The organism is Rhodococcus sp. USK13 (assembly GCF_018343855.1).
Taxonomy (GTDB): domain Bacteria; phylum Actinomycetota; class Actinomycetes; order Mycobacteriales; family Mycobacteriaceae; genus Rhodococcus_F; species Rhodococcus_F oxybenzonivorans.
In genome coordinates this window covers 2,870,133-2,891,592 of sequence record NZ_CP069242.1, presented here as the reverse complement: position 1 = coordinate 2,891,592, position 21,460 = coordinate 2,870,133, and the positions used below count along the sequence as shown (strand labels likewise).

The 21,460-nt window shown below is 63.0% G+C and carries 22 protein-coding genes and 1 pseudogene; 11 read left to right on the top strand and 12 right to left on the bottom strand.

Translation table 11 applies throughout. The annotated features are described in order from the left end of the window. Positions 1-15: 15 nt before the first annotated feature. Positions 16-2,037, bottom strand: a complete 2,022-nt coding sequence (locus JQT59_RS15920; RefSeq protein ID WP_213576918.1) for an NADPH-dependent 2,4-dienoyl-CoA reductase — start codon at positions 2,035-2,037, stop codon at positions 16-18. 143 nt (positions 2,038-2,180) lie between these two features. Here JQT59_RS15920 and JQT59_RS15915 point away from each other — a divergent pair, with 143 nt between their 5' ends. Both JQT59_RS15915 and JQT59_RS15910 read left to right on the top strand, forming a co-directional pair. Next, entirely contained in the window at positions 2,181-2,726 is a 546-nt protein-coding gene (locus JQT59_RS15915; RefSeq protein ID WP_213576917.1) for a PadR family transcriptional regulator, read from the top strand. 162 nt (positions 2,727-2,888) lie between these two features. Next, the gene (locus JQT59_RS15910; RefSeq protein WP_213576916.1) at positions 2,889-3,794 is read left to right on the top strand and encodes an alpha/beta hydrolase; all 906 of its coding nucleotides are present in this window, start codon (positions 2,889-2,891) and stop codon (positions 3,792-3,794) included. On the opposite strand, the gene JQT59_RS37050 is transcribed toward JQT59_RS15910, so the two are convergent. Further along, positions 3,722-4,021: a hypothetical protein gene (locus JQT59_RS37050; protein ID WP_249354698.1), complete on the bottom strand. Its 300-nt coding sequence runs from the start codon at positions 4,019-4,021 to the stop codon at positions 3,722-3,724. The two genes, JQT59_RS15910 and JQT59_RS37050, sit on opposite strands and share 73 nt — an antisense overlap. Here JQT59_RS37050 and JQT59_RS15905 point away from each other — a divergent pair. The 8 genes and pseudogenes from JQT59_RS15905 (at position 3,954) to JQT59_RS15870 (ending at position 12,421) form a co-directional block, all read left to right on the top strand. Then, a pseudogene (locus JQT59_RS15905) lies at positions 3,954-4,741 on the top strand (MBL fold metallo-hydrolase). The gene JQT59_RS37050 and the pseudogene JQT59_RS15905 sit on opposite strands and share 68 nt — an antisense overlap. 150 nt (positions 4,742-4,891) lie before the next feature. After that, positions 4,892-5,536 carry a hypothetical protein gene (locus tag JQT59_RS15900; protein WP_249354466.1) on the top strand — a complete coding sequence of 215 codons (645 nt, stop codon included), beginning with the start codon at positions 4,892-4,894 and terminating at the stop codon, positions 5,534-5,536. 7 nt (positions 5,537-5,543) lie between these two features. Further along, positions 5,544-6,077 (top strand): hypothetical protein, encoded by a 534-nt coding sequence (locus JQT59_RS15895; RefSeq protein WP_213576915.1) that lies wholly within the window; start codon positions 5,544-5,546, stop codon positions 6,075-6,077. A gap of 209 nt (positions 6,078-6,286) precedes the next feature. Further along, positions 6,287-6,793: a hypothetical protein gene (locus JQT59_RS15890; protein WP_213576914.1), complete on the top strand. Its 507-nt coding sequence runs from the start codon at positions 6,287-6,289 to the stop codon at positions 6,791-6,793. Next, complete coding sequence (locus JQT59_RS15885; protein ID WP_213576913.1) at positions 6,793-7,455, top strand: hypothetical protein; 663 nt, start codon at positions 6,793-6,795, stop codon at positions 7,453-7,455. Before JQT59_RS15890 ends, JQT59_RS15885 begins: the two co-directional genes overlap by 1 nt. A gap of 38 nt (positions 7,456-7,493) precedes the next feature. Continuing rightward, positions 7,494-8,039, top strand: a complete 546-nt coding sequence (locus tag JQT59_RS15880) for a hypothetical protein (protein ID WP_213576912.1) — start codon at positions 7,494-7,496, stop codon at positions 8,037-8,039. Between the two features lie 229 nt (positions 8,040-8,268). Further along, entirely contained in the window at positions 8,269-11,583 is a 3,315-nt protein-coding gene (locus JQT59_RS15875) for a protein kinase domain-containing protein (protein ID WP_213576911.1), read from the top strand. Positions 11,584-11,689: 106 nt separating this feature from the next. After that, positions 11,690-12,421: a TetR/AcrR family transcriptional regulator gene (locus tag JQT59_RS15870; protein ID WP_213576910.1), complete on the top strand. Its 732-nt coding sequence runs from the start codon at positions 11,690-11,692 to the stop codon at positions 12,419-12,421. Positions 12,422-12,480: 59 nt separating this feature from the next. On the opposite strand, the gene JQT59_RS15865 is transcribed toward JQT59_RS15870, so the two are convergent. The 10 genes from JQT59_RS15865 to JQT59_RS15820 form a co-directional block, all read right to left on the bottom strand. Further along, positions 12,481-13,701 (bottom strand): AraC family transcriptional regulator, encoded by a 1,221-nt coding sequence (locus tag JQT59_RS15865; RefSeq protein ID WP_249354465.1) that lies wholly within the window; start codon positions 13,699-13,701, stop codon positions 12,481-12,483. A 406-nt stretch (positions 13,702-14,107) separates the two neighbouring features. Then, positions 14,108-14,272 carry a hypothetical protein gene (locus tag JQT59_RS38035; protein ID WP_349307026.1) on the bottom strand — a complete coding sequence of 55 codons (165 nt, stop codon included), beginning with the start codon at positions 14,270-14,272 and terminating at the stop codon, positions 14,108-14,110. A gap of 132 nt (positions 14,273-14,404) precedes the next feature. Next, the gene (gene ppnP / locus JQT59_RS15855; RefSeq protein WP_213576909.1) at positions 14,405-14,716 is read right to left on the bottom strand and encodes a pyrimidine/purine nucleoside phosphorylase; all 312 of its coding nucleotides are present in this window, start codon (positions 14,714-14,716) and stop codon (positions 14,405-14,407) included. A 281-nt stretch (positions 14,717-14,997) separates the two neighbouring features. Further along, positions 14,998-15,405, bottom strand: coding sequence for an SCP2 sterol-binding domain-containing protein (locus JQT59_RS15850; RefSeq protein ID WP_213576908.1), 408 nt, complete (start codon positions 15,403-15,405; stop codon positions 14,998-15,000). 202 nt (positions 15,406-15,607) lie between these two features. After that, positions 15,608-15,808 (bottom strand): hypothetical protein, encoded by a 201-nt coding sequence (locus JQT59_RS15845; RefSeq protein WP_249354463.1) that lies wholly within the window; start codon positions 15,806-15,808, stop codon positions 15,608-15,610. A 275-nt stretch (positions 15,809-16,083) separates the two neighbouring features. Continuing rightward, positions 16,084-17,115, bottom strand: coding sequence for an AraC family transcriptional regulator (locus tag JQT59_RS15840; protein WP_249354461.1), 1,032 nt, complete (start codon positions 17,113-17,115; stop codon positions 16,084-16,086). 34 nt (positions 17,116-17,149) lie between these two features. After that, complete coding sequence (locus tag JQT59_RS15835) at positions 17,150-17,554, bottom strand: SCP2 sterol-binding domain-containing protein (RefSeq protein WP_213576906.1); 405 nt, start codon at positions 17,552-17,554, stop codon at positions 17,150-17,152. Positions 17,555-17,712: 158 nt separating this feature from the next. Further along, positions 17,713-18,189, bottom strand: coding sequence for a tautomerase family protein (locus JQT59_RS15830; protein WP_349307025.1), 477 nt, complete (start codon positions 18,187-18,189; stop codon positions 17,713-17,715). 329 nt (positions 18,190-18,518) lie between these two features. Beyond that, the gene (locus JQT59_RS15825) at positions 18,519-19,643 is read right to left on the bottom strand and encodes an NADH:flavin oxidoreductase (RefSeq protein WP_349307024.1); all 1,125 of its coding nucleotides are present in this window, start codon (positions 19,641-19,643) and stop codon (positions 18,519-18,521) included. A gap of 137 nt (positions 19,644-19,780) precedes the next feature. Then, positions 19,781-20,377: a CGNR zinc finger domain-containing protein gene (locus tag JQT59_RS15820; RefSeq protein ID WP_213576904.1), complete on the bottom strand. Its 597-nt coding sequence runs from the start codon at positions 20,375-20,377 to the stop codon at positions 19,781-19,783. Positions 20,378-20,697: 320 nt separating this feature from the next. Here JQT59_RS15820 and JQT59_RS15815 point away from each other — a divergent pair, with 320 nt between their 5' ends. Continuing rightward, positions 20,698-21,423 carry an enoyl-CoA hydratase/isomerase family protein gene (locus JQT59_RS15815; protein WP_213576903.1) on the top strand — a complete coding sequence of 242 codons (726 nt, stop codon included), beginning with the start codon at positions 20,698-20,700 and terminating at the stop codon, positions 21,421-21,423. Positions 21,424-21,460 lie beyond the last annotated feature (37 nt).

Sequence of the window (21,460 nt, the reverse complement as noted above, 5' to 3'; positions counted from 1 at the left end):
GAGACCCGCCGCCGATCAGATGCTGGCGGCCAGTTCCGCGCCCTCCCGAATGGCGCGTTTGGCGTCCAGTTCCGCAGCGACCGACGCTCCCCCGATGAGGTGTGTCGGTATCCCTCGTGTCAGCAACTCGTCGTAGATGTCACGCTCGGGCAATTGTCCGGCACACACGATGACCGTGTCCACGTCCAGCGTGGTGGCGCGACCGTTCACGGTGATGTGCAGACCCGCGTCGTCGACGGCCTCGTAGGTAACCCCCGACATCATCTCCACTCCGCGAGACGTGACGTGTGCCCGGTGGATCCAGCCAGTGGTCAACCCGAGGCCCGCACCCACCTTGTCGGTCTTCCGCTGAAGCAAATAGACCCTGCGTGCGGATCCGCGTTTCACCGGTGCCCGCACTCCGCCCGGAACATCCGGATCGACGTCCACTCCCCAGTGCCGGAAGAAGTCCTCACGTGCATGGGTATCGGACGATTCCTCGTTGGTGACGAACGCGGCGATATCGAAACCGATGCCGCCGGCACCGATGATCGCGACTCGGTCACCGATCGGTGCCCTTCCGCGAAGGACTTCGACATAGCTGACCACCGACGGATGCGATGCTCCGGCGATCGAGATCTCGCGTGGTTTCACTCCCGTCGCGAGAACGATTTCGTCGAAATTCTCGGACACCAACAGTTCGGCATCAGCCTGTGTCTTCAGCCGGACCGAGACACCCGCTTCCTCGAGTTCACCCTCGTAATATCTGATCGTCTCGCGATACTCCGACTTACCCGGGATACGCCAGGCCAGATCGAACTGCCCGCCGAGCGTGGGACGACTTTCGAACAGTGTCACCTGGTGGCCCCGTCGGGCGGCGAACGCGCTGAATGCCATCCCCGCAGGCCCGGCCCCCACCACGCCGACGCGTTTGCCAACCTTCGGCGGGGCGACCAGCAACGTGAGCTCATGGCCTGCCCGGGGATTTACCAAGCAGGTCGTCGTCTTTTCGGCCAACGTATGGTCGATGCACGCTTGATTGCAGGCGATGCAGGTGTTGATGCGGTGCGCCCTCCCGGTACGTGCCTTGTTCACGAAGTCCGGGTCAGCCAGCAGCGGACGCGCCATCGATACCAGGTCCGCAGAACCGCTGGCCAAGATGGCCTCCGCGAGTTCAGGAGTGTTGATCCGGTTGCTCGCGACGACCGGAACAGTCACAGCCGCGCGAATCTTCGCCGAGTAGTCTCGGAACGCTCCCGCAGGCACCGGTGACGCGATCGTCGGGATACTCGATTCGTGCCACCCGACTCCGGTGCTCAGAATCGACACCCCGGCCTGCTCGAGTCGCCGCGCCAGTTCGATCGTCTCCGTGAAGGTGGAACCGTCCGGAACCAAATCGGTGACGGAAATCCGGAAAGAGATCAGAAAGTCTTCGCCGACCGATCGGCGGGTGCGGCGCACGATCTCGAGGGCAAACCGTGCCCTGTTATCGAAGTCCCCGCCCCATTCGTCGAGCCGGAGATTGGTACGGGGCGCGAGAAATTCGTTGATCAGATAGCCCTCGGACCCCATGATCTCGACACCGTCGTAACCGGCGGTCTGCGCCAGCACAGCCGCCGCTGCGAAGTCGTCAATGGTCTCTTCGATCTCTACCGGGTCCATCTCGCGCGGAACGAAACGATTGATCGGCGCTCGCACGGAACTCGGCGCCACGAGATCTGGATGCTTGGCATAGCGACCGAAATGCAGGAGCTGCAATATGATTCGACTGCCCGCGTCGTGCACCGATCGTGTCACCAGCTGGTGCCGCCCTACGTCGTTGGCGGTGGACAGTGTCGCGCCCACCTCGAACGGCCTGCCGGCATGGTTCGGAGACACGCCGCCGGTGACGATGAGCCCGACACCGCCCCGTGCACGCTCGGCGTAGAACTCCGCCATCGCCTCGAATCCGCCTTCGACTTCTTCCAAGCCCAGGTGCATCGAACCCATCACTACCCGATTGGGCAGGGTCAACGGCCCCACCTGCAGCGGTTCGAACAGTCTGCGGAAGGCGGTCATCGATCTCGTCCTTTGCTAGCGGCTATGTGCTGTCTCGCTGCGAAGACTAGCTTTTGTGCAACTTGTTGCACAAGTGGTGTGAGCCGCATGAGTAAAGTTGGCAGCGCCATACGTCACACGAGAAACCACGGAGGTCGCAATCGATGTCGCTGAGGTGCGCGATCCTGACGGCGCTCGTGGAGCGCCCCGCCACGGGCAAGGAGCTGACGCGACGCTTCGACTCGTCCATCGGCTACTTCTGGCATGCGACCCACCAGCAGATTTATCGTGAACTCGGGATTATGACCGGGGACGGTCTCATCCAGCCGCATGCCAGCCAGGTCAAAGGCAGGGGCGCACCTCGCACATACGAGATCACCGAAACAGGCGTGCGCTATCTACGAGAATGGGTGGACACCAGGCAAGAGCCGGTGCCCCTCAGGGATCCGCTCCTCGTGCGCATGCGCGCCGCCGCCGTTCTGGGCGACGTCGACCTGACGGACGACATTCACCAGCATTTGGACTATCACCGGTCCCTTCTCCAGACGTACCGCGATATAGAGGATCGGGACTTCAAAGGTCCCCTGACGTCTCGCCGACAACGACTCCAGCACCTGATCCTGCAGGCGGGCATCGACAGTGAACTGTCCTGGACCGAATGGTGCACGAAGGCGGCGAAGCAATTTGCGGCCGATCGGGCCGAGGAGTAGCAGCGTACGTCCTGATCGACGGCGCGTGTCGGTTGTCTGTTTTCGGGTGATGTGTTGGCGCACAGGTACCAGTGAAGGGCGCACTCGTTCTATCGGTGCCCGCTCACCGGTTCCTAGGTTGGCAGTGTCCGACACACAACCCGGCGTGAAGAGGAAAAGCACATGAATCGCGAAGACATCGAATTCCAGGGTGAAGGCGACGTCACCCTCCGCGGCTGGTTCTACCCCGCGCAGAACACGACCGACCCCGCACCGGTCATCATCCTCGTACACGGCATGTCCGGCGTGAAAGAAATGCACCTCGACGACTACGCCAGCGTCTTCGCCGAAGCCGGCCTCAACGCAATCGCCTACGACCACCAAAACTTCGGCGACAGCGACGGAACCCCCCGCCAAGAACTCGACCCCGTCCTGCAGTACCGCGACATCCGCAACGCGATCAGCTACGCCATCGCCCGCCCCGAGGTCGACGGAAACCGGGTCGGAGTCTGGGGCACCAGCTTCGCCGGTGGACACGCGCTGATGGTCGCCGCGATCGACAAACGAGTCAAGGCAGTCGTCGCCCAGGTACCCTTCGTCTCGGGACCGGAAACCCTGGTCAGACTGCTACGCGGAGACTTCCTCCTCCACGTCCGCGACAACCTCGCCGCCGACCGCGCCAACCGATTCCACGACGGCGAGCCCGCGATGCTCCCCGCCGTCTCCCCCGACCCCATGGGGCAGGCCGCAATGCCCCAAACCGACGCCTACGAATGGTTCACCAAAACGGCGGCGCTCCGCGCCCCGAACTGGAAAAACGAAATGACCGCCCGCAGCCTGGAACTGGCCTCCGAATACGACCCCGGCAGCTTCATCACCCAGATCTCCCCCACCCCACTGCTGATGATCGTCGCCAACGAAGACACCTCCACCCCCTACGCCCTCGCACTCGACGCCTACGAACGCGCCCGCGAACCCAAACAACTCCTCGTCACACAGGGCGGACACTTCGACTTCTACACCGGCCCCGGCTTCGACCAGGTCTCCGCCGCCGCACGCGACCACTTCGTCACCCACCTACGCGCCTGAACGACCCGCAGCTTCCAGCCGACCACCGCAACCGGAGGTACCCCCATGACTACCGACACCACCACTTCCACGGCCCCCACCCACACCCCCACGGTCCCCATCCGCGCCACTGTCTTCGTCAGCCGCTGGCCCAACGTCCCCGCCGTCGAATTCCCCGGCATCCCGGACGGCACCTTCTCCCCCACCACCGCCATCCTGATCAGCGGCGCAACCGAAATCGTCCTCATCGACGCCCTCTACCTCAAAGACGACGTCCAGGACCTCGGCGACCTGATCGAACGCACCGGCAAAAAACTCACCACCATCTACATCACCCACGACCACCAAGACCACTACCTCGGCATCGGACCCCTCAAGGAACGATTCCCCGACGTCAAATGCGTCGCCCTGCCCCACGTGATCGAGTCCATGAAAGAAACCATGGACCTGCAAACCATGCAATGGAACCTGCTCTTCGGCGACGCCGTCATCCCCGCCGCCCCCTCCCCGAACCCCTCGACAGCCACACCCTCTACGTCGACGGCTCCCCCCTGCACATCATCGAAGTCAAACAAGCCGACGTCCACCCCACCACCATCGTGCACATCCCCGACATCGACACCGTCATCGCCGGCGACTCCATCTACAACGAGATCTACCCCATGCTCGGCCTGTCCACCCCCGCCGAATGGCAGGACTGGCTCGACACCATCGACGTCGTGGAAAAACTCCAACCCAAAATGATCGTCTGCGGACACCGCAGACCCGACGGCGACGACTACGCCGTCGACACCATGATCACCCAAACCCGTTCCTACATCCAAGACTTCATCACCGCCTTCCCCACCGCGAAGGACGCCGACGACCTCGTCGCCACCATGTCCGCGAAATACCCCAACCACGCCAACCTCTGGACCCTGCAATTCTCCGCCATCAACGCAATCGCCGCCCGCGACGGCGCGCAATAACACAAAACACCACACCCCGACCCGGGGTCAGAGCGCCCTTCTTCAGGATCCACACGCCCCAGGAGGACCAATGTCAGCCGCCATCACCCCCAACCATTCCGTCACGCTCAACGACAGCGACAACCCGGCCGCGCCTGTGCCGGTGGTGTCATGATGGCGGCCATCTCGCACAGGCTCGGCGCCCTCGTGCACCATGGCGCGGAGCCCGAAGTCGGGGCGGACACCACCGTTCTTCGATCGGTGTCGTCCGGATGTGAAGTTTCCCGCAGTACCCGGATCGGTCGTGCTGTAGTGGTATCGGTATTGATCCCACTCGGCGTTTTCTATCTCGGCCCGAGAATCTACGATCTCACCGCAACGCCTGGGCGCCTGCAGCAGTCTGTCGAAGCGGCAGACCGCTACAACCCGTCCCTGACTCGGCTCGTCGAGCACGAGCGCGTGACAGTGAGTGCCTTCGCGGCACTGGACAGGGTGCGTGAGTGCCTGACCGATGTTCTCGGCATGGGCGAAGCGGTGTCGGTTGAGCTCAGCACCCTCGTCGGAACAATTTCGGTAGATCTGCAGGAAATTCTCGACCATACCGGCGTCGACGTCGCCGAGCTGGTCGGTTCACTCGAATCCCTCAGCACTCGCATCGGCGCATTGCAGGCACCGGCGAACGGTGCAGCCACGGCCTTGTCGGAGAATCGCGCGACGATGTCGGCCATCCTGGACGACGTGCGTGTGACGGCCGGCCAAATGCACGACACCCGTCTTTCCGTGGAATCCGCCGCCGCCGATCTGTCCGGAAGGTAAGTAACTGATGGTGTTTTTCGGACGACCTGGTGGACCGGCCAGAACGGTTCTCGCACTGGTAGCCGTCGCCGTACTCGGCCTGTTTTCCATCGTGATCTTCAACCTGAACAGGAGCCTGGACAGCCAGCAACGAGTCAACGCGACCAGTGTCGGTGTTTCCGAGAGCTTCCTCGATGTCAACGATCAGCTCACCGCGGAGCTCGGAGAACTGACTCAGCTGACCGGGACTGCGGAGTCGGCGCTCCAATCCATCAGGGCGTTAGGGCCACTCCTGACGGAACTGCATCACGCAATCACGCCGGTTGCCGGCTCTCTGTCGAGCACCGCTCGAGGCGCCCAGATCACCAATGAGCAACTTGCCGTGATTGCGCACATCCTCGGTGAGGTCCACAACGTCATCCTTCCCCTGGTGGACTCCGCTCAGGCGTTCGGTCATCAGGGCGAAGATTTGTTGGCGGTGATCGAGGGATTGATCGTCGACTTACAGAGTGCGGTTGAATCCGCGGCGACGATCAATCAGATGCTTCCATTGCCGGGCTGAGTACCGACCGGCCCGCCACCCCTGCCTCTCGACCGACTGGACGTGACATGCGACGTAAGAACCGAAGCCCGAATGGTCCTTTCGACCTGACCGCACCTCGAAGTGCCGTGTTGCCCTCGGCTGGCCCGCAATCAGAGGGGTTCGCGGTCACTCACCCTGTCACCAGGTACTCGATTGCCACCGAATGGCTGGGCCGACTAGCGGCGGTCATGTCTGCCGTGCTGCTCGTGCTCGTGCTGAACGCAATTTCCGAGGGGCTGGCGGTTCGGCAAAGCACCCACGCCATCGTGGACAACTTCGGGCAGGCCAATCAGTACTTCGACGAGCGGGCCGATCTGGCCGCGCCTGCCCGTGTGCGAAGCGAGCTTGCAGACCTCAGAACAGTTCTCGCCGAACTGAATTCGGCGACGGCCGTGGACGTTGATCTGCTGGCCGCAATGCTGCCCGACATGCATACGTTGGTGGCTGCCGGTCACAACGACGTCTCTATCGCCCACCAGCTCCATGGCATTTCCTCGTCGCTTCAAGGCGCAGCCGGATCGCTACACGCCATCTCCGCCGACGCGGACGTGGCGGTGGTCAAGGTGAACGATCGGCTTCTGGCTGCCCTGCAAGTGGCCGATCAGCTCAACGCCGAACTCGAGCGTACGACGGTCAAACTCGCGCCGCTTCCGGCGCAGGGAAATCTGATCCCCGCCCCGACGGGAGGGAAGTAATGGTGGGCAGTCGAACTTTCGCCGCGGTTGTGCTGGTACTCGGTGTGGCGCCCGCCATCGGCTTGTGCGTAATCAACGGCTTCTTTCCCACGTTTCGTGATATCAGCGACCCTCTCGGTCGGCCGTCGACCTTGAGCGTGCAGATTATCGATTCGGCCCGACGACTCGACGAACTGACCGTCGAACTGGAACCGAAGCACGCGCGGTTGGCGGCGGACATCCAGGTTCTCGGACCCATGTCTAACGACCTCGCCGTGTTGGTCGGTCGGAGTGTCGAACTGTCGCCGTTGTCAGCGACTTTGAGGGGCAATGCATCGAAGGTCGCGGACATCTCGGCGCCATTGCCGAACGTGGTGACGAGCGTTACCGCGCGTTCCGACGAGGCCGGCGCCACCGTCGACGGACTGTCGACGGCGGTCGGTTCCGTCGCGACGGAGCTGCAGGGAATCCACGAGGGTTTGACCACAATGCAACTCACTGTTCTCGCACTCGGCCCGAAGATGTCGGGGATCGCCTCGACGCTGGCGACGATCCAGGAAGAAGCTGCGCATGTTCGGGAGTTCGGTCCGCTCCTCGCAGTGGTGGGACCTCCGTTCAACAGTCTCGGTATCCCGTCCTTGGGTTTCGAGGCACCACCGTTACCGCCGCTGCCTCTTCCCTGAGCATCCGGATAGCCTTTCTTTCGTTCGACGGAGTGAACATGCAGATGCACATGCAGAAAAGATTTCGGTTGTCCTGGGCGATCACCTTGGCATTCACCATTGCGGTGTTGAGCGGCCTGTTGATCCTCACGAGAGACCTGGGTATCACGAATGACACGTTCAAAAACGGTGTCGTACAGGCGCAAGAGCTCGACGCGACGACCGATGCCGCGCTCGACGGGGCGCATCAATTGCCACCCGCAGCCGAGGCGGCACGGCAAGGGCTGCCGGAGGTGGTCGGCGTCATCGATTCCCTCACCCGAGCGAATCAGGTGCTGGGCACTCTCGGTGACCAACTCGGCACCCTCGGTACCACGCTGACCGAGGCTGACGCCCCTTTGGCAGGCACCATTTCTGCCGGTCGGGGGGCAGGCGGAGAGGCCGGTGCGGCCGTTGTTCCGCTCGGCGGGATAGCGGCAACCCTGGATGATGCGAACGTCAACGCGCAGGCGCTCGGCCAGAAGCTGGATGAGACGCTCACTCTGTCGCAGACGATCGACCAGAAACTACGCGTCGCGTTGCTGCTGCCGAAAGTCGGCAACTGACAGAAATGAGATCACCGTGGGGTCATGCTGTGGGCGGAGGTGACCTCGACGAGGACCTGCCATTGGGCCCCCCTTTGTTGCCCTGATGCTGAATCGCGGTCCCATTTGCCTGCCAGGCGGCGATATCCTGAAGGCACATTCTCCTTCGAGACGAGGCAAGTTGCCTCATCGAGGATCGGATCGTCCAGGTCCTGTTCTCGCTCTGCGGGGAGACGGTGAGGACACTCCGATGGCCGCAGGTGATCCGTTCGAGACCCAGCGCGGCGTGGCCCACACGGTCACGGCGGAGTTGAGCGCTGAGGGGTTCGAGGACGCCCACGAGATCGGCCGTGGCGGGTTCGGTGTCGTCTACCGCTGCGTGCAATCGGCGCTGGACCGCACTGTGGCGGTGAAGGTCCTTGCTGCGGACCTCGACGAGGAGAACAGGGTTCGGTTCTTCCGGGAACAGCGGGCGATGGGTCGCCTCACCGGGCATCCGCACATCGTGAGCGCACTGCATGTCGGAGCCACCGACAGCGGTCGCCCCTATATCGTGATGCCCTACCACTCGCAGGACTCGCTCGACGTCCGGATACGCCGCGACGGCCCACTGTCGTTGGAGGAAGCACTCACGCTCGGGGTGAAGATGGCCGGTGCGCTCGAGACTGCACACGGCCTCGGGGTCTTGCACAGGGACCTCAAACCCGGGAATATCCTGCTCACCGACTACGGGGAGCCGGCGCTGACCGATTTCGGCATCGCCCATATCGCCGGCGGATTCGAGACCGCTACCGGCACCGTGACCGGGTCACCGGCCTTCACCGCGCCCGAGGTGCTCAGCGGCGAACCGCCGACCGAGGCCTCGGATATCTACGGTCTCGGTGCGACGGTGTTCTGCGCCGTCACCGGTCACGCGGCGTTCGAACGCCACAGCGGTGAGCATGTGGTCGCCCACTTTCTCCGGATCACCACCCAACCGGTTCCGGACCTGCGCGAGCACGGCGTTCCCGACGACGTATCGGAGATTGTCGGCCGCGCTATGGCCACCGACCCGCGGCAGCGTCCTGCCACCGCCGCCGACTTCGGCGATGAACTGCGCCGGATCCAGCTCCGCCACGGCTTCCCGGTCGACGAGATGGCCCTGTCCGGGGAACAGGCCGCCTCACGGCGCGATCCGGATCCGGCGCGCGCCCGCCCGAGGTCCACGGCGGCTCCGCCACCTTCACCGTCGATGGCACCCGCCGTGAGGACTCCGGTGAGTAATCTCCCGCTCGAGCTCACCAGCTTCGTTGGGCGCCGCCGTGAGTTGACCGAGGCGAAGCACTTGCTGTCGTCCTCGCGTCTGGTGACGTTGACCGGGATCGGTGGTGTCGGGAAAACGCGTCTGGCGCTTCGGCTGGCCGCCGAGGTCCGGCGGGGATTCGGCGACGGAGTCTGGTTGGTCGAACTGGGCGAGTTGCGGGACGGGTCGCTGCTGGTGGACATGGTGGCCTCCGCGCTGGGGCTCCGGGATCAGCCCGCGCGACAGCTCGACGACGTGGTGGCGGAGTTCCTCGACGCCCGGCACCTGTTGCTTGTACTGGACAACTGCGAGCAGGTGGTGGAGGCTGTCGCGGCATTGGCCGAGATGCTGCTGCGCACATGTCCACAGCTGCGGATCTTGGCCACGAGCCGCGAACCCCTGAGCGTCGGCGGGGAGGCGGTGCTGCGTGTACCGCCGCTGACGGTGCCTGCCCCGGACCGCGAGACGTCGCTGCGCGGGTTGCCCGGGTACGACGCGGTGACGTTGTTCGCGCAGCGGGCCGCTGCCGCCGTGCCCGGATTCGAACTTACCGAGGACAACCGGATGACGGTGGTCCGAATCTGCCACCAACTCGACGGCCTACCGTTGCCGATCGAGCTGGCGGCGGCACGGTTACGGGCGATGTCGCCCGAGCAGATCCTGCAGCGCCTGACCGACCGATACACGCTGCTGACCCTCGGCAATCGTGGTGCACCGACGCGCCAGCAGACCCTGCGACTGTCCATCGACTGGAGTTATGAGCTCTGTACGTCTCGGGAACAGCAGCTGTGGGGCGAGCTGTCGGTGTTCGCGGGAAGTTTCGAACTGGATACTGCCGAGGCAATCTGCGGGGAGGACCTGACTTCGGAGGAGTTGCTCGACACAGTGACGGCATTGGTCGACAAGTCGATCTTGATCCGGGAAGACGCCGGCTCGGCGGTGCGGTTCCGGATGCTCGAGACCCTGCGCGACTACGGCAAGGAAAAGGCCGAGCAGACCGGCATCCATTCGATATTGCGACGACGGCACCGCGATTGGTATCAGCGTTTGGTGTTCCAGGTGGAGGCCGAGTGGATCAGTCCGCAGCAGTTGGAGTCGATAGCGCGGCTCGAGAGGGAACAGTCGAATTTGCGTGAGGCGATGGAGTTCTGCCTGTTGGAGGAACCCGACACCGGCGCCGAGGCCGGTCTCCGGATAGCGGCGGCCCTGTTCCCGTTCTGGCTCTCCCGCGGACTGTTCCGGGAGGGACGGCACTGGCTCGACCGCGCCCTGGCGCACAACCCCGCGCAACCGACCGATTCACGAGTCGGGGCGCTGTACGCCGCCAGCGTTTTCGCGGGCGTTCAGGGTGACCTTCCGGCCTCGAGGGCTCTGGTGGACGAAGCGCAGGCTCTGATCCCGCAGATAACCGACCCGCTGGTGCGCGCACGGGTCACACATGCAGACGGTCTTCTTGGCCTCGTCAGCGGCGACCTTCCTCATGCCTGCACACGTATGGAGGTAGCCCTGGAGGTATTCGGCGACCGCGGCGACCTGTCATTGCGGGTGTGGGCGCTGATGATGCTCGGGTTGGTGTACGAATTGCAGGGAGATGTTCCGCGGGCGATCGAGTGCCATCAGAAGGTTCTGGACATCACGGAAGCACACGGTGAATCGGTATACCGGTCGTACTCCCTGTGGGCGCTGGGAGTGGCGGCCTTGCAGCAGGGCGATCGCGGTCAGGCGGCGGAACTGCTGGAACAGTGCTTGCGGCTGAGCCGGTTGGTGGACGATCCATTCACTGCCTCGATGACCCTGGAGGCTCTGGCGTGGATCGCCGGCACCGAGGACCGCGCACGACGTGCCGTCATCCTGATGGGGGCCGCAGAGGCGCTGGGCCGTGCCCTGGGAAGCACCTCTGTGCTGTTCCCCACCTTGCTCGTACGCCACGAGGACTGCGAGCGGCTCACTCGCACTGCACTGGGTGAGCGCGCATTCGAGGCGGCCAGAAGGGAGGGTGCGCTCATGGGATTCGAGGGAGCGGTGGCCTACGCCCTCGGCGAGCGCACCGAGGCCACGACACAGCCCGCCGGTAGCAGTGCGACGGGCCTGACCAAGCGGGAGCGAGAGGTCGCAGAGCTGGTAGCGCAGGGCCTCACCAACAAGGCCATCGCCGCCAAGCTGGTGATATCGCCGCGCACCGCGCAGGGCCATGTGGAACACATTCTGACCAAGCTCGGGTTCACCTCACGAACACAGATCGCGGGTTGGGTCCTGGAGCACGCGCAGGACAAGCGCGGCTGACCGGTACGGCGACGCCGTTCTGGTCAGCACGCCGCGTGCACCTTCTTGTAACCTCGTTCCCAGGCCCCTCACACGGGGCGATGCGAACTGGGGAAGGTGGACGCGGATGCCGAGCCCCGACAAGGAGGCCACAGTTCGGTTGACGTCCGAACAGATCATCGAGCGGCTGGTCGACGCGGCGACGACTCTGCTCGCGAAGGCGGGCCCATCCGAGATCAAAGCGCGGTCGGTCGCTGAAGCGGCGCAGGTGTCCACGATGTCCGTCTATTACCATCTCGGGGGCCTGCCTGAGCTGCTTCAGGCCGTAGTCGACAGAGGCTTCCGAGATCTCGCCCTTGCCTTCGAGTCGGTACCCGCCAGCGACGATCCCGCCGCGGATCTCTTCGGTATTGCGTTGGCCTGCCGACAACTGGCCCAGGCCAATCCGCATCTCTATGACCTGATGTTCGGCCTCGCGACGCGCCGTGGATACCGACAGCTCAGACCAGCCCGCCCAGGTGCCGCTGCCCAGTCCGAGGCGTTTGGGACTGCGTATTCGCATCTGGTCGGCCGATGTGCCCGTTTCGTAGAAAGCGACCGCATCCGCGGCGGCGAGAATCCGGAAGTTATCGCCACGCAGCTTTGGAGCTGCGTGCACGGATTCGTCACCCTGGAGTTGGGCGGTCACTTCGCCCAGTTCCCCGATCCGGTCGACCAGGTCCTGCAGCCGACAATGGTGAACTTGCTGGTGGGACTAGGCGATACCGCGGAGTCAGCACAGTCTTCGCTTGTGAATGCACTCCGCGCGCATTCGCGCGAGTGGGACCGCAGCGCCGCGGATCCACAGGCGAGAGGGTAACCAGCCGCAGTACCGTGATCAAGTGCGTGAGCGTCCAGTGCTTGCCGCTCCGGCCCGATTCAGCTGGCCAAGTCATCAATTGTCGACGCAGAGTGCGGGTTCAGGGTGTCCGTTTCCGCCTGCATCTCGACACTGGCAATGCCGAAGCACTCCCGATAGTCGCTGGGCGACATCGACAGGAACTTTCGGAATTCGCGACCGAAATGGCTTGCGTCGTAAAACCCCCAACGGTGGGCGATAGACCCGATTGGAATGTCAGTGGCGACCACGTCGCGGCGTGCGCTGGCGAGTCTCTGCATGCGCACAACCGACCCGACGGTGTCGCCCGTGAGGGAGAAGGCGCGATGCACCGTGCGGCTCGAGACGTTGAACGCTCTGGCCATGTCAGCGACGCGGATCGGGCCGCTCCGAAGGTGCTGCTTGATCCACTGATCGAGCTGTGATCGGAGGGCGGGCAGGAGCGTAGGACCGTCACATGCCGCACGGGTGCTGCTCCGGATCACCCCGGCCACCAGCGTGAGCAGCGCCTCTCGCGCCGCCTCTGCGTCTGCGGCGTCCATGGACGATACGTGCGAACCCATGCTTTCTACGAAACTGATCAGGACCCGCGCCAGCGGGCGGGATTGATCGAGCATCACACAATCAGGGATAGAACCGCCGGTGTCGTATGACGCCAGTGCGGACAGGGGGATGACCACACTGCGTTTCCGGAGGCCGGACGATACGGTCGATTTGTACGCCACTCGACCCGTCGAGATGAGGCCGGTTCCAGGTCCCATGCGAGCGGTGCCCGATTGCAGTTCGAAGTGTTGAGTGCCGGATGATGCTGTGAGCAGCATCAGCACCTCGGTGTTCGACGTTTCGATCAAACGCTTCGTGCGACTCACTTTCAGTGTGGGGCAATCCCACTCAGTGACTTTGATGTCGCTCAAATCGAGGGATCGTAGTAATCCGTGGCCTCCACCCTCTGCGTCGGCCGAGATATCGATTCCCATCGGCACGAGCCGCTCAGCCATCACGTTCTCCCAAGCCGACCGGCGGTCCCGACGCTCGACCTGGCAGAGGTCGAGCAGGGGGACCGAGTCGTCTTTCATGACGCTCTGTTCCAGCGGCCCCGAACGAGAATGTCCGTCCGTCCAGCGTTCTTCAGCAGCACGACGTACTTCGGAAACAGCTGTGTGGCCGCCGGAACGACTCTGGGCGAGGTCGTCATATTTCGGTCGATCATTGCGCCTGTAGTCACAGGACCGAGGAGATCCGGCGCTGCGTGAAGTAGACATGTGATCGATTCCAATCCTGAAGGCCGTGGCGCAACTGGACGGCAACGAGGTTGCTCGCAGTCCATAATGAAAGTTGTAACGAAGTTAGGGATAGGCTACGCGGTGCACTTTCCTGTGGCAAGGGTCACATTGATGTGGGTGTTAAGTGATTTTCCGGCACGGGTTCGACGTGCGATCAGATTGCGCTGACGGTCGCGGTCTCGCAAATTCCAATCGCCGTGACGTCGTGTCGAGGACGATTTCCGGGGAAGCGCGTCGAGCATGTTGTGGATCGCGAGCACGGCGCCGAAGGATGTGGGGCGTTCACGCTCGATGATGTCGATAAGACCATGGGCCGAACTGGTCGACGAGGTCGGACCCGACGAAGATGCGGTGGTCGCCGTACCGCGAATCTTCAAAAGGTGGACTACGCACGCTGCGGCGGCATGCTCGGGCCGGACATCGTGTACTCCGGAGAGAACGCGCTCGAGGATTGCGCCGCCGCATCGTTCGAACTGGTCGACGCCACGGACACGCTCTTGATCGCGGGTTCCTCGCTGATGTTGAGGCCGGCCCGCGTTTCGCGCGACATGCAGCCAAACAGGGCGAGGCCGTCGGCATCGTCAACCGCGGCCGGACTCGAGGTGACGACCTCGACGCACTCACTGTTGACGCCTGGTGCGCGACCACATAGGCCGAAGTCTTGGCCGCTACGGCGGCCAGTTCAGCCGAAGTGGCAGACGTAGTGCAGCGTTGTCAGGACCTCGATCTCAAATGAGCTGTTGCCGGGGACGTTGAACGAATCGCCGCCGCGGTAGGTGAGGGTTCCGGGCTGACCGGCGAGCGTGACCTTGCATTCGCCGTCGATCAGTTCCATGATTTCCGGCGCGGCAGTGTTGAACGTCAGGATCGAGGGCTGGATAACACCGACCGACTTGGAGGTGCCGTCGGCGAGCTCAATGTTGTAGCTCACGCATTTGCCGTCGAAGTACACATTGGCCTTCTTGGCCACGCTGACGTTCTCGAACCGCGCCATGATCTCTTTCCCGAGGTGATGAAGGTGGAGCCGTCAGCGTACGTGACCCTGGTCGGCCGCTCGGACGGCGGGCGCGGAGCGTCGCCAACTTCGAACTCCTGCACGACGGATCTTCGCGACCCGAATCGCTGGTGAGCCCTGTCCTCGACGGTGGAAAGTGGAAGGTCCGGGCGACCACGCGCGGGTTGCACGGCTCGCCGATCGCGACGCTCGACCTGACGGAGGTCGAGCGTCGCGACCAGTCGTCTGTCACGAAGTTGCGTTCCATCTTTCGGACGGCATCACTTGACGAGCAGGTCCGTCCGTCCGTCCTTCTTCAGCAGCTCGATGTAGACCGGGAAGAGCTTCGTTTGCGCCGCCACAGCTTTGGCGACGATTGCCATTTTCCCTTCCATGCCGATGTTGCCCTTCATCACAGCCATGGTCAGATTGAGATCGCCCTGCCAGAAGCGGTTCGCATATTCGCCCGTCATCCTGAGGATGGCATCTGCCTCCTCGTCCGCGGCGCCGGGAACGGCGCTCAGGTTCGGTATGTCGATGATCATGCAGCCGTCGGGTTCGGTGGTGAGCACCTTGAAGACCCCCGGCGTGTTCGAGAGCTTTTCGAACAGGTCCGGGTCGCTCTTTGCCTGTTCGAAAGCCATGCCGATGTACTTGTACAGTTCCTCGGCGGTCGGTGTTGCGGACATCTGTTGGTTGTTCCTCTCGTGACGGCCGTAACACGACCGGGCGGCAACGAAGTTGCTTTCTCCATTGGAGCGGGCACTGTGACGAACCAGATATGTGGCCTGGGTCGCAACTTAGGTTAGGAGCGGAACGTGGCGCTCACTAGGACCACGACGACCGGTGGCGGTATTGCCACGCCACTCCAGCGAGTTGGTTCGAACGCGCTTACGCGGTCGACATCAGCGCAATGAACCGAAGAACCGTAATCGGGTGTGCGATCAGCCCCTTGACGATGAGCTCCCTGCGGAGAATTGCGCGGATCACAGCCATACCCTGCCTGCTGAAGAAGCCTGTCGGGATCAGCCCGCCCGCCCGCATCCTCAGCTGTGACACGGCCATCAGCTGATCGCCCGTCGTGTCGATCACGGTGACACTTGGTAACCCGGCTATATCGTTCAGAACCAAGGCCTTGTCGGATCCGAAGAGAATTGTGCATTCTGTCCCGGATCCGCCTTCGCGCAATGCAATCGGCCGTGTCATTCGAGCGGCTGTCTTGCGTCGTCCCGGAAAATTGTCGAAATTCTCTTGGAGAAGTAGTCCAGTCAACGATGCCATGCCGTTGGGATCACCATCAGCGTAGAGTGTGCACTTGTACAGGTCTTCGGTTGTTTGAGTCATGCGGGGAGCCTTTGCAGAGTTGATTAGCTGGCCAAGTCGTTCATGGTCGATGCAAATCGCGGGTTCGGCGTTTCGATATCGGAACGCTTGCCGACATGGGAGGTTCCGAAACTATCCCGATAGTCGCTCGGCGACATGGTCAGAAAAGTCTTGAACTCGCGACCGAAATGGCTGGCGTCGTAGTACCCCCAACGGTGGGCGATAGACCCGATCGGGAGACTGGTGGCGACGACATCGCGGCGGGCACCGGCGAGTCTCTGCATACGAACGACCGATCCGACTGTGTCTCCTGTCAGGGAGAAGGCTCGATGCACCGTACGGCTCGAGACATTGAATGCCTTGGCCATGTCGACCACGCGGATCGGGCCACCGCGTAGGTGTTCCTTGATCCACCCCTCGAGCTGTGACCGCAGGGCCGGAAGCAGGGCCGGTCCGTCGTACGCCGCGCAGGTGTTGCTGCGGATCACCCCGGCCACGAGCGTGAGCAGCGCGTCGCGCGCGGCGTCGACCTCGGCTGGGTCCATGGACGTGATGTGGGTACCCATGCTGTCCACGAAGCTGATCAGCAGGCGCGTCAGCGGACGAGATTGGTCGAGCATCAGGCAGTCGGGAACCGCGCCGCCGGTGTCATAAGGGGCGAGGGCCGCGAACGGGATGACTACGCTCCGCTTCCGAAGCCCGCTCGACACGGTGGAGGAGTACGCGACTCGAGTCGTCGAAATGAGAGCGGACCCAGATTCCATACATGCGGTGCCTGAATCCAATTCGAAGAATTGACTCCCCGCCGATGCGGTGAGGAGAATCAGCGCCTCGATATCCGTCGTCTCGACCATTCGTTTCGTGCGAACGAGTTTCAGCTCAGGGCAATCCCATTGGGTGACTCTGATATCGCTGAGGTCGAGGGATCGGCACATCCCATGGGGGTCGTCGTCCGAGTCGGCCGAGAGGTCGACCCCCATGGGCACAAGCCGACCCGCCATCGCCCGCTCCCACGCTGCCAGGCGGTCTCGGCGCTCGACCTGCCGAAGGTCGAGCGCCGAGACCGAATCGTCCATCACGACGCGGTGTTCCATCGTTCGAAAAGCATCATCACACGAGAAGGTCCGCTCGGCCGGCGTCCGTCAGCAGCTTGATGTACGTCGGGAAGAGTTCCTTGGCTGCCGGAATGGCCTTGGCCAAGGTGGCCATCTTCCCTTCGATGCCGATCGCGCCCGACGTCACGGACAAGAGGAGATTCAGGTCGCCCTGCCAGAAACGGTTCGCATATTCACCGGTCATGCGGAGGGTGCAGTCCGACTCAGCGTCGGCGCTGCCCTGGACGGCGGTCATGCCCGAGATGTCGATGATCACGACGCCGTTGGGCTCGGTGGTGAGCACCTTGAGCACTCCCTTGGTGCTCGAAAGCTTCTCGACGATTTTCGGGTCGCTCTTGGCCTGTTCGAACGTCAGTCCGATGAACTTGTACAGGTCCTCGGCGCTGGGCGATGGGGACATTCTCTTGATTCCTCTCGTGACGGCCGTGGCACGACCGGGCGGCAACGACGTTGCCTGTGAACTCATAGTGAAAGGTTCGGATGTGTTGACGCGGTCGGGTAGTCGAAATGTCCGGCGCGTATCTACGCAGACGCCCACCCTCGATGCGGCTCGAGCCGCTAGACCATCTCCCACTCGGCGGCGGCGTTCAGGCGCACCCATTCCCGCTCCGCGTCCGAATCTGCGGGCGGCGGCTTGATCCCATTGGTCCGCCACAGTTGGATCGGGGTTTCATCCATATGGATCTCCCAGCGGAAACCGCGGTCCTTGACGTGGGGCGCGATTGTGTCCTCGAAAGCGGCCATGGTCATATCCCGGAAATCGTCCGAATCCGGCATACGGCGGGCAATGTGATCGATCGTGATGCGAACGAAATCGTTCGCCGGTTCCCCGCCGACCCAGATGGAGTCGGCCGGCTGGTCGTGGAACACAACCACGACGTAGAACCGCGGCAGCCCCGCGAAGTCCACGTAGGTGTCGGTGATCGCATCCGTGAACGCCTTCTTCTGTTCCTTGCTGTACGCACCTTCGGGCACGTAAATCTTCCACATCGGCATGTCGTTCTCCCTGTCCTTCGAAGCTGGCAACCTGGCCATCGGTGTGGTCTAAGCCACAACCAAGATTACGAACGCCACGTCCCCGTCAATAGGACCAGGGCGACGGGTGACGGTATTTCTACGCCCGGGAACCGCGCCGACGAGGTATGCCAATAACGCGCACAACGGCCGGTCCAGGCGAACTTGCCCGGATCCGGCCGTCGAAGAACCGTTTATTATTTCGATGTAAGCACGTCGGCAATGTGGCCGGCGTCTCGTTGATTCATGCTGCGCGAGAGAGTGATACCGCCAACTCGGTCGTGCAAACCTTGTCGTGTCGAGAAGGCTTGCGGTGCAGGCGTGGATCGAGAGTCACCTTCACGCGGAAGTCAGTAGAGAGACTCGAGGAGCGCAGCGTCGTACGGATCGGCATCGTTCAGGCGACCCGCGAACGCTTTGCGAGCCCACTCGGGGTCGGCGATCAGCGCGCGGCCGACTGCAACGAGGTCGAATTCATCGCGTTCAGCACGGTCGAGCAGTTCAGCGATGTCCGCGACCGCAGACTTCGTTGGCCTGCCATCAGGCCCGGCGAACTCCTTGTCCAGACCGACGGATCCGACCGTAACCGATGCTTTACCAGTGACTTTCTTGGCCCAGCCGGCAAGATTCAGGTCGCTGCCTTCGAACTCCGGAAGCCAGTAGCGGCGAGTAGAAGCGTGGAAAACATCGACACCGGCGTCGGCCAGCGGGGCCAAGATTGCCTCCAGTTCCGTGGGCGTGTGGGCGATACGCGCGTCGAACTGTCCCGACTTCCACTGCGACAGCCGGAAGAAGATAGGGAATCCGGGTGTGACTGCCGCCCGGACGGCCTCGACGACCTCGGCGGCGAAGCGAACCCTGGATGCGAGGTCACCGCCATAGGCATCGGTACGCCGATTGGTCCGTTCCCAGAGGAATTGGTCAACGAGGTAGCCGTGGGCACCGTGCAGTTCCAGACCGTCGAATCCCAGGTCCTGGGCGGCCGTGGCCGCGGTGGCGAAGCTTCCGATGACGTCATCGATGTCAGCGGCACTGAGTGCAATTCCGTGGGGCATACCATCGAGGGCCAAACCGGAGGGACCCACGGGCGGCGCTGTACTGATGGGTCCCGCCCCTTCGGTGCGAGTAGAGCCCACGTGCCAAAGTTGGGGAATTATCTTTCCTCCGGCCTGGTGCACAGCCGACACCACATTCCTCCAACCGGCGAGGGCTTCGCCGCCCCAGAAGCGTGGGACCCGCTCACTGGTGCCTGATGAGGCGTGCTGCACCAACGTCCCCTCGGTGATGATCAGGCCGACGTCCGCGGCAGCGCGACGCGCGTAATACTGGGCCACATCATCGCCGGGGACTCCGCCCGGCGAAAAGTACCGCGTCAGCGGCGCCATGACGATGCGGTTGGGTACTACCAGGTCACCAACACCGAAGGGGCGCCCGAGAACCTGCGCTGTCCGCACGACACCTGGGGTTGTGGTCACGTGTTTCCTCCTGAGGATCCGAAGATGCGGGCTAGGCATGCAAGAAATGACCGTATCAGTTTTGGTCATTTCACACCATGGCACCATTTCATCGCCCAACCTCACGAGCGACTATGCACACTCGCTGTCTCGGCCCACTACGATTCGGAGGTTCGGGCGCGCTGACGGGCCCTGTGCGCACGCAGGTTTTCCGGGTTTCCGCACAGCTTGGCGGAATGCCACACTGCACTGTTATTGCGCGAGGAATCGTAGAAAGCCGCCCCGCAGCGCGTATTTCGGCAGATCTTGAGTCGACGCCACGCGCCCGCCTGTTGGGCCTGGAAGACCTCGAGCAAGACCACGGCGGCGAAGTACCGCCACCCTTGGCCGCGGGGCTCGAGAACCGCGTGTCCACCGCGATCGAGCCGTAGGGCCGCCGCCGCGACATGAACTACCGGTGCATCGTGGCCAACGCCGCCAACGCGCGGCTCGAGTAGCTGCAGCAATTCGGAGCGCAGCCCGACGAGCTCCTCCAGGTCACGGGCGGCGAGACGGACCGGCGCAGCCGACTGCCCTGATCGCGCCGCCCAGGTCGCCAGCGCTCGATCGAGCCAGGCCTGTGCGTCAGGAAGGCTGCCGAGTAGGTCGATCTCTCGCGGGCGTCCGGTCGAGATCGTGTTGACGAAGTCGTGCACCAGCGCCAACCCGGCCGGCGCCGGCGCAATCTCGTACCGCGCGCAGGCAGACCAAGTCACGGCTGAGCCTTCTCCGGGCTTGTGTTCCATTGACATGACTGTAATCGGTTAGGTCACTCGTTCGATACCCCATCGAGCCGACGCTTTATTCACCCTCCGCTCTTGACGGTCTGGTCTAGACGGCATAGTCTAAAGCGCATTCGGTCGGGCGGGGATTGCAGTGCATCGTCGCCCGCGCGGCGGCGCACTTCGAATGCCGAACGCGTGGCCATCGACACCGGCTCAGTGCACTCCATCGGCCGCGCGGCCGCATTTTCGGCAAATGTGTAGGTCCGCCGCTGGCCGCACCATATTTGGGCACCAAACCTCGAAGGAACAAGATGTCCCTCATTACCGATACGGTGGAACCCGGCATTCGCCTGTTGACAATCGACAGACCAGCCAAACGCAACGCCTTCGATATCGAAACCTATGTTGCACTGGCCGAGGGCATTGTGGAGGCCGACCGCGACCACGAAGTACGCGTCATCGTCATTACGGGTAGTGGTGGCGTTTTCACCGCCGGCAATGATCTTGTCGATTTTCGGGATCAGCCCGATTCGATGGCTGCATTCGATCTTCTGCGTACCTTGGTCGCGACAGAGAAACCGATTGTCGCGGCAGTCGAGGGATTTGCGGTCGGCATCGGGGCGAGCATGCTCCTGCACTGCGACTTAGCTTTCGCGGGCAGTTCGACCGTCTTCTCGCTGCCGTTTGTCACTCTAGGCCTGACCCCTGAAGGCGCCACAACACTTGTGTTGCCCCGTATCGCCGGTGTCAAACTGGCCACCGAGTTGCTGATGCTCGGAAAGAAATTCACCTCGAAGCGGGCAGAAGAGGCCGGTCTCATCAACCGTGCAGTCGCCGACGGGACCGCACTCGCTGCTGCCCTCGAGACCGCAAGCTCTCTTCAGGAACTGCCCACCGAATCGGTGCGGATCACCAAACGCCTTCTCCATCGCGACCGACTCGAAATCCTCCAGGTAATCGACGAGGAAGCAGAGTTTTTTCGAAAACGTTGCCATTCAACAGAAGCCAAGGCCGCGATTGCGCATTTTCTCAATTGAGTTGTGGCCGGCTCCCCCGGCGGCGATAAACAAAGGC

Bases quoted from the DNA above. Each gene is read 5' to 3' on its own strand.
- JQT59_RS15920 (WP_213576918.1), bottom strand. From the start codon at position 2,037: ATGACCGCCTTCCGCAGACTGTTCGAACCGCTGCAGGTGGGGCCGTTG.
- JQT59_RS15915 (WP_213576917.1), top strand. From the start codon at position 2,181: ATGTCGCTGAGGTGCGCGATCCTGACGGCGCTCGTGGAGCGCCCCGCC.
- JQT59_RS15910 (WP_213576916.1), top strand. From the start codon at position 2,889: ATGAATCGCGAAGACATCGAATTCCAGGGTGAAGGCGACGTCACCCTC.
- JQT59_RS37050 (WP_249354698.1), bottom strand. From the start codon at position 4,021: ATGAGGACGATTTCGGTTGCGCCGCTGATCAGGATGGCGGTGGTGGGG.
- JQT59_RS15900 (WP_249354466.1), top strand. From the start codon at position 4,892: ATGATGGCGGCCATCTCGCACAGGCTCGGCGCCCTCGTGCACCATGGC.
- JQT59_RS15895 (WP_213576915.1), top strand. From the start codon at position 5,544: ATGGTGTTTTTCGGACGACCTGGTGGACCGGCCAGAACGGTTCTCGCA.
- JQT59_RS15890 (WP_213576914.1), top strand. From the start codon at position 6,287: ATGTCTGCCGTGCTGCTCGTGCTCGTGCTGAACGCAATTTCCGAGGGG.
- JQT59_RS15885 (WP_213576913.1), top strand. From the start codon at position 6,793: ATGGTGGGCAGTCGAACTTTCGCCGCGGTTGTGCTGGTACTCGGTGTG.
- JQT59_RS15880 (WP_213576912.1), top strand. From the start codon at position 7,494: ATGCAGATGCACATGCAGAAAAGATTTCGGTTGTCCTGGGCGATCACC.
- JQT59_RS15875 (WP_213576911.1), top strand. From the start codon at position 8,269: ATGGCCGCAGGTGATCCGTTCGAGACCCAGCGCGGCGTGGCCCACACG.
- JQT59_RS15870 (WP_213576910.1), top strand. From the start codon at position 11,690: ATGCCGAGCCCCGACAAGGAGGCCACAGTTCGGTTGACGTCCGAACAG.
- JQT59_RS15865 (WP_249354465.1), bottom strand. From the start codon at position 13,701: ATGTCTACTTCACGCAGCGCCGGATCTCCTCGGTCCTGTGACTACAGG.
- JQT59_RS38035 (WP_349307026.1), bottom strand. From the start codon at position 14,272: ATGTCGCGCGAAACGCGGGCCGGCCTCAACATCAGCGAGGAACCCGCG.
- ppnP (WP_213576909.1), bottom strand. From the start codon at position 14,716: ATGGCGCGGTTCGAGAACGTCAGCGTGGCCAAGAAGGCCAATGTGTAC.
- JQT59_RS15850 (WP_213576908.1), bottom strand. From the start codon at position 15,405: ATGTCCGCAACACCGACCGCCGAGGAACTGTACAAGTACATCGGCATG.
- JQT59_RS15840 (WP_249354461.1), bottom strand. From the start codon at position 17,115: ATGGACGATTCGGTCTCGGCGCTCGACCTTCGGCAGGTCGAGCGCCGA.
- JQT59_RS15835 (WP_213576906.1), bottom strand. From the start codon at position 17,554: ATGTCCCCATCGCCCAGCGCCGAGGACCTGTACAAGTTCATCGGACTG.
- JQT59_RS15830 (WP_349307025.1), bottom strand. From the start codon at position 18,189: ATGGCCAGGTTGCCAGCTTCGAAGGACAGGGAGAACGACATGCCGATG.
- JQT59_RS15815 (WP_213576903.1), top strand. From the start codon at position 20,698: ATGTCCCTCATTACCGATACGGTGGAACCCGGCATTCGCCTGTTGACA.